The following is a 13385-nucleotide window of genomic DNA, read 5'->3' as shown; positions in this document are numbered from 1 at the left end:
CGAGCGGCTGCCTCGCGAAGCTCAGCAGCGCGCGAGGCTTGCGAGCGCGTTGTCGCGCATGCGGTCGATCTGACCTTGGGTCTCGAGGCTCGCGATGGCTTGATTGAGGACGTCGAGGAGGCTGCGATCCCCTTTCCTGACGGCCATGCCGAAGGGCTTCGGCTCGAACCGGTCCCCGATGTCGATGATCGCGTAGCGTTCCGGATCGGACGAACCGGCCCGCAACATGGTCAGGTTGATCATGTCGTTCGATGCCGCGTCCGCTTCGCCCGCGTCGACCGCAACGAGGTTTCCGGCGCTGAGGGGGGTGATGACGAGGGTGGCGCCGGGGAGACAGGGAAGCGCCGCCCGCATCCTGCGCAGCGAAATCGAGCCGCCCGTCACCGCAATGCGCTTGCCTCTCAGGTCCTCGAAACCAGCAATGGAACTGCCTGCCGGAACGAGAAGCCCCTCCCGCGTCACGCAGTAGGGCACGGAGAAATCCACCTGCTCGGCGCGATCCGGCGTGATCGTCATCTGGGACGCGACGAAATCGACGCGGCCCTCCTGCAGATCCTGGATGCGTTCCGCGTCCGTGACCGGGAAGAAGTCGACGCGGTCCGCGCAGCCGAAGATCCTCTCGCCGACGGCCCTCGCGAGATCCGTCTCGAATCCCGTGACGGCGCCGGTCTGAGGGTTCCGGTAGCCCATGCCGGGGATATCGAAGGAAACGCCCGCGATCAGTCGGCCGTCCGATTGAAACCGGTCCATAACACCTTGCACCGCCTGAGCAAGCCCGCACGATTTCTGAGAAGAAGATGCTGATGATCGAAGTCCGAGGATTGGCCTGTCGATCCCGACAGGCCTCGATCCGCCGGCAAGATCAGGAATGGCGCCCGGGTCATGCTGCGACCTGCCGGATCGAGAACCCGTCGAGGGCGGCCGTGAGCCAGCGCATGCTCATCGAGCCCGGGGCAATCGGATGGTGGAAGGCAATTCTCGCCTAAGACCGCGTGCATGCAGCGCGATAGAACTCAATCCGTGAAACCCGTGCAATGCTTTGGAAACAACCCGTACGGAAGACGACCGTCCTCTCTCCACGCGGACGCTCGCCGGACCTCGAGCGGCGCGGGACAGGATCGCGCGGCTTTTAAGGGGCATCCTGCCGATTGCCGGACCTGCGGATCGAACCCGGGGCGGCGCGCAGGACCGAACGTTCGCGCCGAACCGTGCTAGGGCTCCGGGGCGGTCCGGCAGAGCCGCCGAGCGCTCGACGGCGCCCATTGAGGAAGACGGATGCCCGCAGGTTCAAGCCGCCATGTCGTCATCATCGGCTCCGGCGCGGTCGGGACGGTGAGCGCCATCGAGTGTCTGCGGGCCGCGCACCGGGTCACGGTGGTCGACCCGGGCCAGCCGGGCGGCGAGCACGCGTCGAGCTACGGCAATGCCGGCTGGCTCTCCTCGCATTCCGTCATCCCGCCAGCCGAGCCCGGGATGTGGAAGAAGGTCCCGTCGTTCCTCCTCGATCCGCTCGGCCCCCTCTCGATCCGGTGGACCTACCTGCCGGTGATCCTGCCCTGGCTGATCCGCTTCCTCCTGGAAGCCAGGAGCGCAGCCCAGGTGGAGCAGACGGCAGAAGCCCTGAGGACGCTCCTGGTCGACGCGCCGAAATTCCACGCGAGCCTCGCCGCCGAGGCCGGCGTGGCAGGGCTGATCGAGCGGCGCGGCGTCCTGCACGTCTATCCCGATCGCGCAGCGTTCGAGGACGACGCCCGATCCTGGGCCATCCGGCGCAAGGTTGGCGTCGCGTGGCTCGAACTCTCCGCCGAAGAACTTCGGCAGCGGGAGCCCGATCTGCATCCACGCTATACCTTCGGACTCGTGGTCGAAGAGGCGGGGCATTGCCGCGATCCCGGCAACTACGTGGCCGCCCTGGCCAGGCTCGCCTGCGAGCGCGGCGCCAGATACGTTGCGACCCGCGCAACGGGCTTCCGTCACGCGCAGGGACGCCTCACGGCCGTGACGACGGAACAGGGGGACATCGCCTGCGACTGCGCCGTGGTGGCGGCCGGAGCGCGCTCGCGGGCGCTGGCCGCATCGCTCGGCGACCCGCTCCCCCTCGAGAGCGAGCGCGGCTACCACGTGATGATCCCGGACGCCGAAGTCGGTCCACGCACGCCCGTGATGGCGTCCGACGCCAAGATGATCGCCAATTTCATGGACGGTGGCCTGCGGGCCGCCGGGCAGGTCGAGTTCGCGGGCTTGGCGGCGGCGCCCAACTGGAAACGGGCCGACATCCTTCGCGACCATCTGATCTCGATGTTTCCGAAGCTGGCCGGGAGCGTGCCGGCGGACAGCCCGCGCGTCTGGCTCGGGCATCGTCCGAGCATGCCGGACGGGCGGCCCTGCATCGGACCTGCGCGAAAGACCGCCGACGTGATCTACGCCTTCGGACACGGCCATGTCGGCCTGGTGGGCTCGGCTCGGACGGGTCGAATTGTCGCCCAGCTCGTCAGCCGCGCCGCGCCCGAGATCCCCTTGAGCCCCTTCGATCCTCGACGTTTCCTGTAAGTCCGATGCGGGCCCTGGGGGAGCGGGTCGGGCGGCGCTCCGACATGCGCGCCTTGGAGACCGAAGGGCAGAGAGCTGCCGAGCCGATGCGTGCGGTCCGGCCCGGACGCCCCCTCGTCAGCCGCACTCAGGTCGAAGAACCAGATCGGGCCGGGCGGCGGCATCGCGTCGCCGGACGATCTCAAGGGAAGGACGGTGGCGGTGACGGCCGGGACCAACACCGCTCAGTTCATCAACAAGCTCAACCAGGATCAGGGGCTGAAGCTGAACATCATCCACGGCAAGGACCACGCTGAATCGTTCCTGCTCGTCGAGACGGGCCGCGCGTCTGCATTCATGGAAGACGACATCCTGCTCGCCGGCGTGCGAGCGAATGCCAAGGACCCATCCAAACTGTCGATCCTCGACACATCGTACTCGGCCGACCCCGACGCCCTGATGTTCCGCAAGGACGATCCGGCCTTCAAGGCGCTCGTCGACGGGACGCTCGTCGGCCTGATGACATCGGGCGCGTTCGCAGACCTGTACAGGAGGTGGTTCGAAGCCCCGGTGCCGCCGCGCGGGCTGAACCTCGAATTTCCGATGTCCGATCAGCTCAAGGCGCTGATCAGGACCCCATCCGACAAGGCGAGTTCCTGATCCGACGCAACGGGCGCCGGACCCTCCGTCCCAGCCAGCATCGGTGATGCGCGAGCGGACTCCGGCTGTTCTCCGGCCGAAGACACGCGCTCGCAGAAGGCTCAGGCATCGACGTCCGCCTGCGCCCCCGTCCCGCGCGCGCCGGTCCGAGCCAAGCCTCGCAAGCTGTCGCCGCGCGGCGGACAGCGGGTCGACCGGTCCGGGTCGGGCGACGGACCGCCTTCCGCGGCGCGTGCCGCACCGTCACCCGGACGCCCGGGGCGCCGTCGCCGAGGCACTGCACGAAGGCAGGCTGCTAACGCGTCGCCCAGGCCCCGTTCTTCACGGTCCGCAATTCGAGCTCGACCGGGAGCTTCGTCTGGCCATTGTCGTCGAAGCTCGTATGGCCCATCGCGCCGTCGTACTGCGTCTCGCGGATCGCCTTCGCGATCGCGGCCTTGTCCTTCGTGCCCGCTTTTCGGATCGCCGCCACGATGATGTTCGTCGCGTCGTAGGCGTTCTTCGTGTAGGTGCTCGCGGGCTCCGCGAACGCGGCGGCCTGATAATCCTGCGTCAGCTTCGCGAGCTGCGGATTGCCCTTCTCCTTGACGATGCCGGCGATCGTGCCCTCGGCCGCCGGCCCCGCGATCTTGATGAAATCGGGATCGTGGAACCCGTCGACGCCGATCATCGGGGCAGTCATCCCCAACTCGGCCATCTGCTGGCGCACGAGCCCGGCCTCCGTGACGACGCCGCCGAAATAGACGGCATCCGGAGACAGGGCCTTGATCTTGGTCAGGAGGGCACGGAAATCGGTTGTGCCGACCGGTGCCGCCTCCGTGGCGACGATCCTGCCGCCGGCCGCGGTGTAGAACTTCTCGAAGTTCCTGGTGTTGGCGGCCCCGTAATCGCTCGTATCGGACACGATGGCAATCGACTTGCCGATCGTCTGGGCCGCCCAGGCGGCCAGGGGCTCGTTGGTGTTGACGAGAGTCGTGACCACCCGGGAGACCATCGGGTTGTTGCGCTCGGTGATCTTCGGCGAGATCGCGCCCCAGACGATGAACGGGAGGCCGGCCCGCTGGAAGACCGGGATGGTCGCGAGCGCGACGCCGCTGTTCCAGTGCCCCGTCGCCGCGACGACCCGGCTGTCGTTTGTCAGCTTCAGGGCGGCGGAAACGCCCGTCTGCGGATTCGCGGCGTCGTCGAGGATGACGGGCTCGATCCTGAAGGGCAGGCCCGACGCGTTGGCTTGGTCGATGGCGAGCTGGAAGCCGTTCCGCGCGGACAGACCCTGCTGGGCATTGCCGCCGCTCAGTGGACCGATGAAGCCGATCTTCACGGTCTCCTGCGCCAGGGCGACCGTGACGCCTCCGGCGAGGATCGCGGTGGCCATCAGGGCGCGGACGGCCCCGAACGCGCGGCCTGGAATCCCCGAACCAAAACGCATTGTCCCCTCCTCGCAGGCGCCCGCGGCGGACCCATCGGTTCCGGGCGCGCCGTCCCGTGTGCTCGATACTCAAGCATCCGTCCTTCGAAAACCGAGGCAAATCGAATCTTCGGAAGCGGAGACGCTCTTTTTCCGAAGCAGCGGAGCCGCTCTTTCCGATCCGGCGAAGCCCGGGTTCTGAAAATACGACCACTCCCCGGCCTCGCCCCGGTCTACCGTCCGTGTCAGAGCCTCTCGCGAAACGCTCGCCGTGCCGTCGTGCCAGGATGTGGCGCCGCGGGTATGACCTCCCGGAGAGCGGGAGCTTCGCGAATTGCTCCGAGGGCCCGGTCGCGTCCTGAGCCGGCCGAACGTTCGTATGAGGCAGACATGGCCGCGCAGATCGCACAGCAGCTTCTCAACCTCATCACGCTCGGCTCGATCTACGCCCTCATCGCCGTCGGCTTCAGCCTGCTGTTCGGGGTCCTCAACATCATCCACTTCTCCCACGCCGACGTCGCGCTGACCGCGCCGTTCCTGGCCCTGGCGCTGATGCCGGCCCTGGCCGGCACTCTCGGAGGCGCCTCCTCCCCGGCCGGGTTCGCCCTCGCGGCGCTGCTGGCCGTCGCGGCGACGGGCCTGATCGGGAGCGTCCTCTACGCCACCGTGATCAAGCGCTTCCGGAACGCGCCCGCCATGATGGCGCTCGTGGCGACGGTGGCCCTCGGGATCGTTCTGCGGGAACTCATCCGGCACCTTTTCCCGAACGGCTCGAACCCCCACGCCATCCCGCGCCTCGTGTCGGGCAACCTCGCGCTGTTCGGCACGTCGGTGCCGCTGTTCAACCTCGTGGCGATCGCCGTGTCCGTCCTGTGCGTCGGGGCGCTGTTCTTCATCCTCGGCAACACCCGCCTCGGCCTGCACATCAAGGCGGTCTCGCAGGATCGCGACGCGGCGCGCCTCATGGCGATCTCGCCGGAGCGCATCTTCCGGCTCACCTTCTTCATCGCCTCCGCCATCGGCGCGGTCGGGGGCCTCTTCTTCTCGGGATATGCCGGGATCGTCCGCTTCGACTTCAGCGTCGATGTCGGGCTCATCGGCTTCTCGGCGGCGGTCGCGGGGGGCCTCGGCTCGATGCCGGGCGCCATCATCGGCAGCCTGCTGATCGCCGGCATCGACACGCTGGTGCAGGCCACGATCCCGAACGGCGCGTCCTATCGGCTGGTCTTCGTCTTCCTCCTCGTGATCGCCGTGCTGGTCTTCCGCCCGAGCGGTCTCCTGGGCCGCACGGTCGTCGAGAAGGTTTGAGACGATGTCTGCATCGAAGCTGCGCCATCCTGCCGTCGCGGCGCCCCGGGCCATCGCGCTCGTCGCGGCGATCGAGGCTGCGGGCGCGTTGTTCCTGAGGCAGTTCCTGCTCGCCGAGGATGGGCGCCTCGTCGTCGCGCTGCTGGCCCTGTTCGGCGCCGCGCTCGTCACGATGCAGCGCAGGCCCGCCCTCGAGGCACGGATCGAGGCGGCCTTCGCCGATCAGGCCCGCTTCGCCACCGGCCTCGGCCTCGTCCTCGTCCTCCTGTTCCCGTTCGTCCTCGAGAAGAGCACCTACGCGCTGCACCTGCTCGTCATCGGGCAGCTCTACGCCGTGCTCGCGCTGGCGCTGAATTTCCAGCTCGGCAGCGCGAACATCCCGAACTTCGCGACAGGCGCCTCCTACGGGATCGGGGCTTATGCCTCCGCGCTGCTGGCCCTGAACTGGGACGTCAGCTTCTGGCTCGCGCTGCCCGCCGCGGCGATCGTCGCCACGATCTTCGGCTTCCTCCTCGGCGTGCCCTCGATGCGCACGCGCGACAGCTACCTCGCCCTCGTGACGATCGCCTTCGGCGTCGTCATCCACCAGTTGCTCAACAACCTCGAATTCACCGGCGGCCCGAACGGCCTCGTCGGGATCCCGGCGCCGGAGCTGTTCGGGCATTCCTTCGCCGCGCCTCTGGTGATCCTCGGCCACGACCTGCCGTCCCAGGCGAATTTCTACTACCTCTCGGCGGTGCTCGTCGGCATCGCGATCCTGTTCGCCCGGCGCGTGCACGATTCGCGGGTCGGCCTGGCGTGGAACGCGCTGCGGGCGGACGAGCTCGCGGCGCGCTGCCAGGGCATCAACGCGACGTGGTACAAGGTCCTGGCCTTCGCGGTCGATGCGTTCCTGGCCGGTTTCGCCGGCACCATCTACGCCTTCTACGTCGGCTTCATCTCGCCGGACAACTTCACCTTCCTGGTCTCGGTGACCATCATGACCATGGTCATCGCCGGCGGGATGGACAACACGCTCGGCGTCATCGTCGGAGCCTTCCTGCTCACGCTGTTGCCGGAAAAGCTGCGGGCCTTTTCCGACTACCGGATCCTGTTCTTCGGCGTGACGGTGATCGCCTTCCTGATGATCCGCCCGCAGGGCCTCTTCCCGCAGCGCCTGCGCCGGTATGGGGCCTGACGATGCGCGCAGCTGTCGACGCACCCGTGATCCTGGAGGGCCGCGGCCTCACCATGCGCTTCGGCGGCCTCGTGGCGATGGCCGAGGTCGACTTCACCCTGCGAAAGGGCGAGATCCTCGGCATCATCGGGCCGAACGGGGCCGGGAAGTCGACGCTCCTGAACATCGTCACCGGCCTCTACAGGCCGTCCTCCGGCGAGGTCCGCCTCGAGGGCGAGCGGATCAACGGCCTCCCGGCCCATCGGATCGTCGCCAAGGGGATCGCCCGGACTTTCCAGTCGAGCCGCCTGTTCGGCGATCTCTCGGTGCTCGACAACGTCGTCATCGGCCGGCACGTGCACATGAGATGCGGCCTGCTCGACGCGATCCTGCGCCGCGGGCGTGCGGAGGCCGAACTGCGCGAGGCGGCCAGGCGCGCCGCCGAGCTGCTCGAGGCGGTGTCGCGCACTCTCTATGCGCAGCGCCACCGCCCCGCCGCCGAGCTGCCGCAGGCCGACCGGCGGCGCCTCGAGATCGCGCGTGCGCTGGCGAGCGAGCCGAAGGTGCTGCTCCTCGACGAGCCCTCGTCCGGCATGGACGACGCCGACACCGATGCGCTGATGGCCGATATCCGCGCGATCCGCGCCGCGCGCCCCGAGCTCGCTCTGATGATCATCGAGCATGACATGCGCCTCGTCGCATCCCTGCCGAACCGGGTGCTGGTGCTCGATTACGGCCAGAAGCTCGCCGACGGCCTCTACGAGGAGGTGCGCCTCATCCCGCGCGTGCAGGAGGCCTATCTCGGCAGAAAGGCGGCCCAGCATGCTCGTCCTTGAGAGCGTCGATACGAATTACGGCGCCGTCCCGATGCTGCGCGACGTTTCCTTCCGGGTGGCGGAGGGCGAGCTCGTCTGCATCCTGGGGCCCAACGGCGCGGGCAAGACGACGACCTTCCGGGCCCTGTCGGGCCTCCTGCCCCTGGCGCGCGGCCGCCTGACGCTCATGGGGCAGGACATCGCGACGCTGCGCACCGAGGCGCTGAGCGGCCTCGGCATCGGCTTCGTCCCGGAGGGGCGGCGGCTCTTCGCCGACATGTCGGTGCGCGACAACATCCGCCTGGGCTTCGAGGCGCAGCGCGGCGGCGGCGATTTCGCGGGCCGGCTCGAGGCGATGCTGGAGCTGTTCCCGCGCGTGCGCGAGCGCATCGGGCAGCGGGCCGGCACGCTCTCGGGGGGCGAGCAGGCGATGGTCGCTCTGGCCCGCGCGCTCATCGGCGACCCCAAGCTCATCGTCATGGACGAGCCGTCCCTCGGCCTCTCGCCGAAGCTCATCGACGAATATTTCGACACGGTCGCGGAGGTCAACCGGCGGGGAACGACCGTTCTGCTGATCGAGCAGAACGCGGAGACCGCGCTCTCGATCGCGCATCGCGGCGTCATGCTGGTGAAGGGCCGCGTCGTCGCGACGGGCACGGCGCGCGAACTCCTCGACAACGACGCCGTCCGGCATCTCTACCTCTGACGCCGGATCGACCACAGACCAACCGGGAGAGCGGGCCGATGGACACGCTGACATTGCTCGACAGACTGGTGGCGTTCGAGACGGTGAGCCGAGATCCGAACCGGCCCCTGATCGACTTCGTGCGCGATTTCCTCGCGGGGCACGGCATCGCCAGCGAACTCGTCGAGGCCGAAGGCGGACGCAAGGCCAACCTCTTCGCCACCATCGGACCGGCCGATCGTCCCGGCATCATGCTGTCGGGTCACACCGACGTCGTGCCCGCCACCGGGCAGGCCTGGACGACCGATCCCTTCCGGCTGCGCGTCGAGGCGGATCGCGCCTACGGCCGCGGCACGGCCGACATGAAGGGCTTCGTCGCCGCCGCGCTCGCGCTCGCGGCGCGGGCCTCCGGCCGAGACCTCGCCGTCCCGCTGCACCTCGCCTTCAGCCACGACGAGGAGATCGGCTGCGTCGGCGTCCGCTCCCTGATCGACCGGCTCGCCGCGCGCGGGATCAGGCCGCGCCTGACCATCGTGGGCGAGCCGACCGGGATGGGGATCGCCACGGGCCACAAGGGCAAGCTCGCCGCGCGGGCGACCTGCTGCGGCGTCGCCGGCCATTCCGCGCTCGCGCCGAACGCCCTCAACGCGATCCACCTCGCCTGCGACTTCGTCGGGGCCCTGCGGGCCGGGCAGGACGCGCTGACCGAGGAAGGGGCGCGCGACCCGGACTACGCGGTGCCCTACACGACGCTCCATGTCGGGCGGATCGACGGCGGGACGGCGCTGAACATCGTTCCGAGCCGCTGCACGGTCGATTTCGAGATCCGGAATGTGGCGGCGGACGATCCCGAGGCAATCCTCGGGCGGATGATCGACGCCGGAGAGGCGATCGCCGCCGCGCGGCGCACGGACTTCCCGGAGGCCCGCATCGTCGTCGAGCCGACGAACGCCTATCCGGGCCTGGCGACGCCGGTCGATTCCGAGGCCGTCGCCTTCCTGGCCGCGCTCGTGGGACCCGGGCCGACACACGGGGTGAAGACCCACAAGGTGGCGTTCGGGACGGAGGGCGGGCTGTTCGCCAGCCGCCTCGGAACGCCGACCCTCGTCTGCGGTCCGGGCTCGATGGACCAGGGTCACAGGCCCGACGAGTTCATCACCCTCGCACAGCTCGCAGCCTGCGACGCCATGATGGATCGCCTCCTCGACCGGCTGGCGGCCTGAGCGCGGGTCCTCCGGACGCCTGGACCACGCGGACGTGCCGCAGCATTCGGGAAAACCGAATCACTGCCAACCCGAAACGTAATGGTCGCTCCGCCGTCCGAACGATAACCTGACGCTCAAAGCTGCTCCGCGTCCAATATTGGAAGGGCCCACGATGCCGGTCGAGACAATGGATACGCTGGTCGTCGGTGCCGGCCAGGCGGGCGTGGCGATGAGCGAGCATCTGAGCCGGTGCGGCATCGCGCATCTCGTTCTCGAACGGCACCGGATCGCCGAGCGCTGGCGCTCCGAGCGCTGGGACTCGCTGGTGGCCAACGGCCCCGCCTGGCACGACCGCTTCCCGGGACTGGAATTTCCCGACACCCGTCCCGACGCCTTCGTCGCGAAGGAGAAGGTGGCGGATTACTTCGAGGCCTACGCGGAGCGGATCAAGGCGCCGATCCGCTGCGGCGTGGCGGTGCGCAAGGTGCGCAAGCTCGCCCGCCGCCCGGGCTTCGAGGTCGAGACCTCCGACGGCGTGATCGAGGCGCTGAGCGTGGTGGCGGCGACGGGCCCCTTCCAGAACCCGGTCATCCCGGCCCTCGTGCCGGAGCTGCCGGGGCTGACCCAGATCCATTCCAGCGCCTACCGCAATCCGGCCGGGCTGGCCGAGGGCGCCGTCCTCGTCGTCGGCGCGGGCTCCTCGGGCAGCCAGATCGCGGACGAGCTCCTGCGCGCGGGCAGGACGGTCTACCTCTCGGTCGGGCCGCACGATCGTCCGCCGCGGTCCTACCGGGACCGCGACTTCTGCTGGTGGCTCGGCGTGCTGGGCAAATGGGATGCCGCGACACCCGGTCCCGGCGCGGAGCATGTCACCATCGCGGTCAGCGGCGCGCGCGGCGGCGAGACCGTCGACTTCCGGCGCTTAGCGGCGGAGGGGATGATCCTCGTCGGGCGCACCCAATCCTACGGCGATGGGACGCTGACCTTCGCGCCGGATCTCCCGGACAATCTCGCGCGCGGCGACGCGAACTACCTGTCGGTCCTCGACGAGGCCGACGCCTACGTCGCCCGCAACGGCCTCGACCTTCGGGAAGACCCCGAAGCCCGCGCGACCGTGCCCGATGCTCCCTGCGTGACCGACCCGATCCGCAGCCTCGACCTGGCCCGGGCCGGGATCACCACGATCCTCTGGGCAACCGGCTTCACCGCGGATTACGGCTGGCTTTCCGTCGACGCGTTCGACGACGCGGGCAGGCCGACGCACCAGCGCGGCGTCTCGGCCGAGCCGGGCATCTACTTCCTGGGCCTGCCCTGGCAGTCACGACGGGGCTCGAGCTTCATCTGGGGCGTCTGGCACGATGCGGCCTACGTGGCGGACCACATCGCCACGCAGCGCCGGTATCTCGCCTACCACGCGGCCGCGGGGCGCGAGGAGGCCGCCTGACATTGCCGGGTGCGAGCCCGACTCAGGCTCGCCCGGAACCCGCTTCCCTCTTTCCTGGAGACACAGATGCTGCACACGCGGATTCGCCCGTTCAACACCCGGGATACCTACCCGGAGCAGACGCTCGACAACGACCTCTGCCAGGCGGTCGTCACGCGCGGCGGACGGACCGTCTACCTGCGCGGGCAATGTCCGCAGGATCTCGACACGGCGCGAAACATCGCCAGCCACGATCCCGTCGAGCAGACCCACAAGGTCATGCAGAACATCCGCCAGCTCATCGAGGAGTGCGGCGGCAGGATGGAGCACCTCGTCAAGGTCGTGGTTTACATCACCGATGTGCGCCACCGCGAAGCCGTCTACCGGACCATGGGTGAGTACATCCGGGGCGTGCATCCGGTGTCGACGGGGCTCGTCGTGCAGGCCCTGGCGCGGCCCGAATGGCTGGTCGAGATCGACGGCACAGCCGTCATTCCGGATGATGCGGCATGACGTTCTCGATCGCGGCGCGCTGCGCTGAAACCGGGATGTTCGGCGTGGCGGTGTCCTCCTCGTCCCCCGCCGTCGCGGCGCGCTGCGCCCATGCCCGCGCCGGTGTCGGCGCCGTCGCCAGCCAGAACGTGACCGACCCGGCGCTCGGCGTCCGCGCCCTGGATCTGCTCCAGCTCGGCGCCGGCGCCGAACAGGTGATCGGGGTGCTGCGCGGCGCGGCCCCCCACATGGCATTCCGTCAGGTGCTGGTGGTCGACGCGCTGGGCGGATCGGCCATCCATTCCGGGCCGCGCGCGCTCGGCATCTGGGCCGAGGCACGCGCCGAGAACGTGGCCTGCGGCGGCAACCTCCTGGCCGATCCGGGCGTGCCCCAGGCGATGGTCGACGCCTTCGGGCGCTCGCAGGGCCATCTCGGCGACCGCCTGATCCAGGCGATGCAGGCCGCGCTCGAGGCCGGCGGCGAGGCCGGTCCGGTGCACTCGGCCGGCATGATGATCGTGCGCGACGTGTCGTGGCCCGTGGCGGATCTCAGGATCGATTGGACCGAGGACTGCCCGGTCGCGGGCCTGGCCGCGCTCTGGACCCGCTACAAGCCGCTCTTGGAGGATTACGTGACCCGCGCCCGCGACCCCTCCCTGGCGCCGAGCTACGGCGTGCCGGGAGACCTGTAGGCGCGTCTCGGCGCGTCGCTACCTCGCAGCTGGGCCGCATGATATGAGCCGACCATGCGGTTCACCTTGCGCCAGCTCGAATATTTCATCGCTGCCGGCGAGACGGGAAGCATCACGCTCGCGTCGGAGCGGATTCACATTTCCCCGCCCTCCATCTCCACGGCGATCTCGCATCTGGAGAAGGAGCTGAACGCGCAGCTCTTCGTGCGCCACCACGCCCAGGGCCTGTCGCTCACCTCGGCCGGCCGGACGCTGCTCGCCGAGGCGAAGCGCGTCGTCGCGCAGGCGGAGGGCCTGTACACGGTCGCTTCGCAGACCAGCCTGACGGTGCGCGGCTCGCTGTCTGTGGGCTGCATGGTCACGCTCGCCCCGATGCTGGTGCCGGAACTCAGCCAGTCGTTCATGACGGCCTTCCCGGCTGTGCAGGTGAGCCACGTCGAGGGGCATCAGGAGGATTTGCTCGAGGGCCTGCGCCGGTGCGAGACCGACATCGCCCTGATCTACGATCTACGGCTGGCGGACGACATCGACTTCCACCCCCTCGTCAGCCTGCCGCCCTACGCGGTCGTCTCCGACAAGCACCCGCTCGCCGGGCAGGCGGCGGTCACCCTGCAGGAGCTGGCGGAGGAGGCCCTGGTCCTGCTAGACCTGCCTCTGAGCCGCGAATATTTCATGGCTCTCTTCCTGAACGAGGGGCTCGTTCCGCGCGTCGCCGCGCGGTCGGCCCATCAGGACGTCGTCCGGACGATGGTCGCCAACGGATTCGGATACGCGCTGTTCAACGCGCGACCGAAATCGAGTCAGGCCCTCGACGGGCGGGGGCTGACATCCGTCCGCATCGCCGGCGAGCATCGCCCCATGACCGTCGGCGTCGCCACGCTCCGCGCGTTGCAGACCTCGCGGCTCGTCGAGGCCTTTCATACCCATTGCCAGGCTCACATCTCGCGCTCCTACATTCCCGGCATGATCGCGCCGGTCGATGCCGAGAGGGTCCGAATCGAGTGATCGGGGC

The 13385-nt window shown here is 69.1% G+C and carries 13 protein-coding genes; 11 read left to right on the top strand and 2 right to left on the bottom strand.

The genetic code is table 11. The annotated features are described in order from the left end of the window. Nucleotides 1-21: 21 nt before the first annotated feature. A complete protein-coding gene (locus F6X51_RS05860) occupies nt 22-750 on the bottom strand; it encodes a transporter substrate-binding domain-containing protein (protein ID WP_150962297.1) in 729 nt (242 codons plus the stop codon). Nucleotides 751-1275: 525 nt separating this feature from the next. Between F6X51_RS05860 and F6X51_RS05855 the strand changes: the two genes are divergently transcribed. Next, nucleotides 1276-2550, top strand: a complete 1275-nt coding sequence (locus tag F6X51_RS05855; RefSeq protein WP_150962296.1) for an NAD(P)/FAD-dependent oxidoreductase — start codon at nt 1276-1278, stop codon at nt 2548-2550. Between the two features lie 90 nt (nt 2551-2640). Then, nucleotides 2641-3189, top strand: a complete 549-nt coding sequence (locus tag F6X51_RS05850; protein WP_246696641.1) for a transporter substrate-binding domain-containing protein — start codon at nt 2641-2643, stop codon at nt 3187-3189. Nucleotides 3190-3484: 295 nt separating this feature from the next. On the opposite strand, the gene F6X51_RS05845 is transcribed toward F6X51_RS05850, so the two are convergent. After that, the gene (locus F6X51_RS05845) at nt 3485-4618 is read right to left on the bottom strand and encodes a branched-chain amino acid ABC transporter substrate-binding protein (protein ID WP_150962294.1); all 1134 of its coding nucleotides are present in this window, start codon (nt 4616-4618) and stop codon (nt 3485-3487) included. Between the two features lie 369 nt (nt 4619-4987). Here F6X51_RS05845 and F6X51_RS05840 point away from each other — a divergent pair, with 369 nt between their 5' ends. The 9 genes from F6X51_RS05840 (at nt 4988) to F6X51_RS05800 (ending at nt 13378) form a co-directional block, all read left to right on the top strand. Next, nucleotides 4988-5905, top strand: a complete 918-nt coding sequence (locus F6X51_RS05840; protein WP_150962293.1) for a branched-chain amino acid ABC transporter permease — start codon at nt 4988-4990, stop codon at nt 5903-5905. A 4-nt stretch (nt 5906-5909) separates the two neighbouring features. Further along, nucleotides 5910-7082, top strand: coding sequence for a branched-chain amino acid ABC transporter permease (locus F6X51_RS05835; protein WP_150962292.1), 1173 nt, complete (start codon nt 5910-5912; stop codon nt 7080-7082). A gap of 2 nt (nt 7083-7084) precedes the next feature. Next, nucleotides 7085-7897, top strand: coding sequence for an ABC transporter ATP-binding protein (locus F6X51_RS05830; RefSeq protein WP_150962291.1), 813 nt, complete (start codon nt 7085-7087; stop codon nt 7895-7897). Further along, nucleotides 7884-8582, top strand: a complete 699-nt coding sequence (locus tag F6X51_RS05825; protein ID WP_150962290.1) for an ABC transporter ATP-binding protein — start codon at nt 7884-7886, stop codon at nt 8580-8582. Before F6X51_RS05830 ends, F6X51_RS05825 begins: the two co-directional genes overlap by 14 nt. A 38-nt stretch (nt 8583-8620) precedes the next feature. Continuing rightward, a complete protein-coding gene (argE, locus tag F6X51_RS05820; RefSeq protein ID WP_150962289.1) occupies nt 8621-9784 on the top strand; it encodes an acetylornithine deacetylase in 1164 nt (387 codons plus the stop codon). A gap of 154 nt (nt 9785-9938) precedes the next feature. Continuing rightward, on the top strand, nt 9939-11210 hold the full coding sequence (locus F6X51_RS05815; RefSeq protein WP_150962288.1) for a flavin-containing monooxygenase: 1272 nt from the start codon (nt 9939-9941) through the stop codon (nt 11208-11210). A gap of 66 nt (nt 11211-11276) precedes the next feature. Beyond that, nucleotides 11277-11702, top strand: coding sequence for a RidA family protein (locus F6X51_RS05810; RefSeq protein WP_150962287.1), 426 nt, complete (start codon nt 11277-11279; stop codon nt 11700-11702). After that, nucleotides 11699-12373 carry a DUF1028 domain-containing protein gene (locus F6X51_RS05805; RefSeq protein WP_150962286.1) on the top strand — a complete coding sequence of 225 codons (675 nt, stop codon included), beginning with the start codon at nt 11699-11701 and terminating at the stop codon, nt 12371-12373. The genes F6X51_RS05810 and F6X51_RS05805 overlap by 4 nt, the downstream gene beginning before the upstream one ends. Nucleotides 12374-12427: 54 nt before the next feature. Then, nucleotides 12428-13378 (top strand): LysR family transcriptional regulator, encoded by a 951-nt coding sequence (locus tag F6X51_RS05800; protein ID WP_150962285.1) that lies wholly within the window; start codon nt 12428-12430, stop codon nt 13376-13378. Nucleotides 13379-13385: the final 7 nt, after the last annotated feature.

Origin of the sequence: Methylobacterium planeticum (genome assembly GCF_008806345.1) — a bacterium.
Lineage (GTDB): Bacteria > Pseudomonadota > Alphaproteobacteria > Rhizobiales > Beijerinckiaceae > Methylobacterium > Methylobacterium planeticum.
Note: the sequence above shows the minus strand (reverse complement) of the source record. Positions and strands in the feature narration are given on the sequence as shown.

Coding starts and splice junctions, on each gene's coding strand:
- F6X51_RS05840 (WP_150962293.1), top strand. CDS start 4,988: ATGGCCGCGCAGATCGCACAGCAGCTTCTCAACCTCATCACGCTCGGC.
- F6X51_RS05830 (WP_150962291.1), top strand. CDS start 7,085: ATGCGCGCAGCTGTCGACGCACCCGTGATCCTGGAGGGCCGCGGCCTC.
- F6X51_RS05805 (WP_150962286.1), top strand. CDS start 11,699: ATGACGTTCTCGATCGCGGCGCGCTGCGCTGAAACCGGGATGTTCGGC.
- F6X51_RS05825 (WP_150962290.1), top strand. CDS start 7,884: ATGCTCGTCCTTGAGAGCGTCGATACGAATTACGGCGCCGTCCCGATG.
- F6X51_RS05815 (WP_150962288.1), top strand. CDS start 9,939: ATGCCGGTCGAGACAATGGATACGCTGGTCGTCGGTGCCGGCCAGGCG.
- F6X51_RS05835 (WP_150962292.1), top strand. CDS start 5,910: ATGTCTGCATCGAAGCTGCGCCATCCTGCCGTCGCGGCGCCCCGGGCC.
- F6X51_RS05810 (WP_150962287.1), top strand. CDS start 11,277: ATGCTGCACACGCGGATTCGCCCGTTCAACACCCGGGATACCTACCCG.
- argE (WP_150962289.1), top strand. CDS start 8,621: ATGGACACGCTGACATTGCTCGACAGACTGGTGGCGTTCGAGACGGTG.
- F6X51_RS05855 (WP_150962296.1), top strand. CDS start 1,276: ATGCCCGCAGGTTCAAGCCGCCATGTCGTCATCATCGGCTCCGGCGCG.
- F6X51_RS05845 (WP_150962294.1), bottom strand. CDS start 4,618: ATGCGTTTTGGTTCGGGGATTCCAGGCCGCGCGTTCGGGGCCGTCCGC.
- F6X51_RS05860 (WP_150962297.1), bottom strand. CDS start 750: ATGGACCGGTTTCAATCGGACGGCCGACTGATCGCGGGCGTTTCCTTC.
- F6X51_RS05800 (WP_150962285.1), top strand. CDS start 12,428: ATGCGGTTCACCTTGCGCCAGCTCGAATATTTCATCGCTGCCGGCGAG.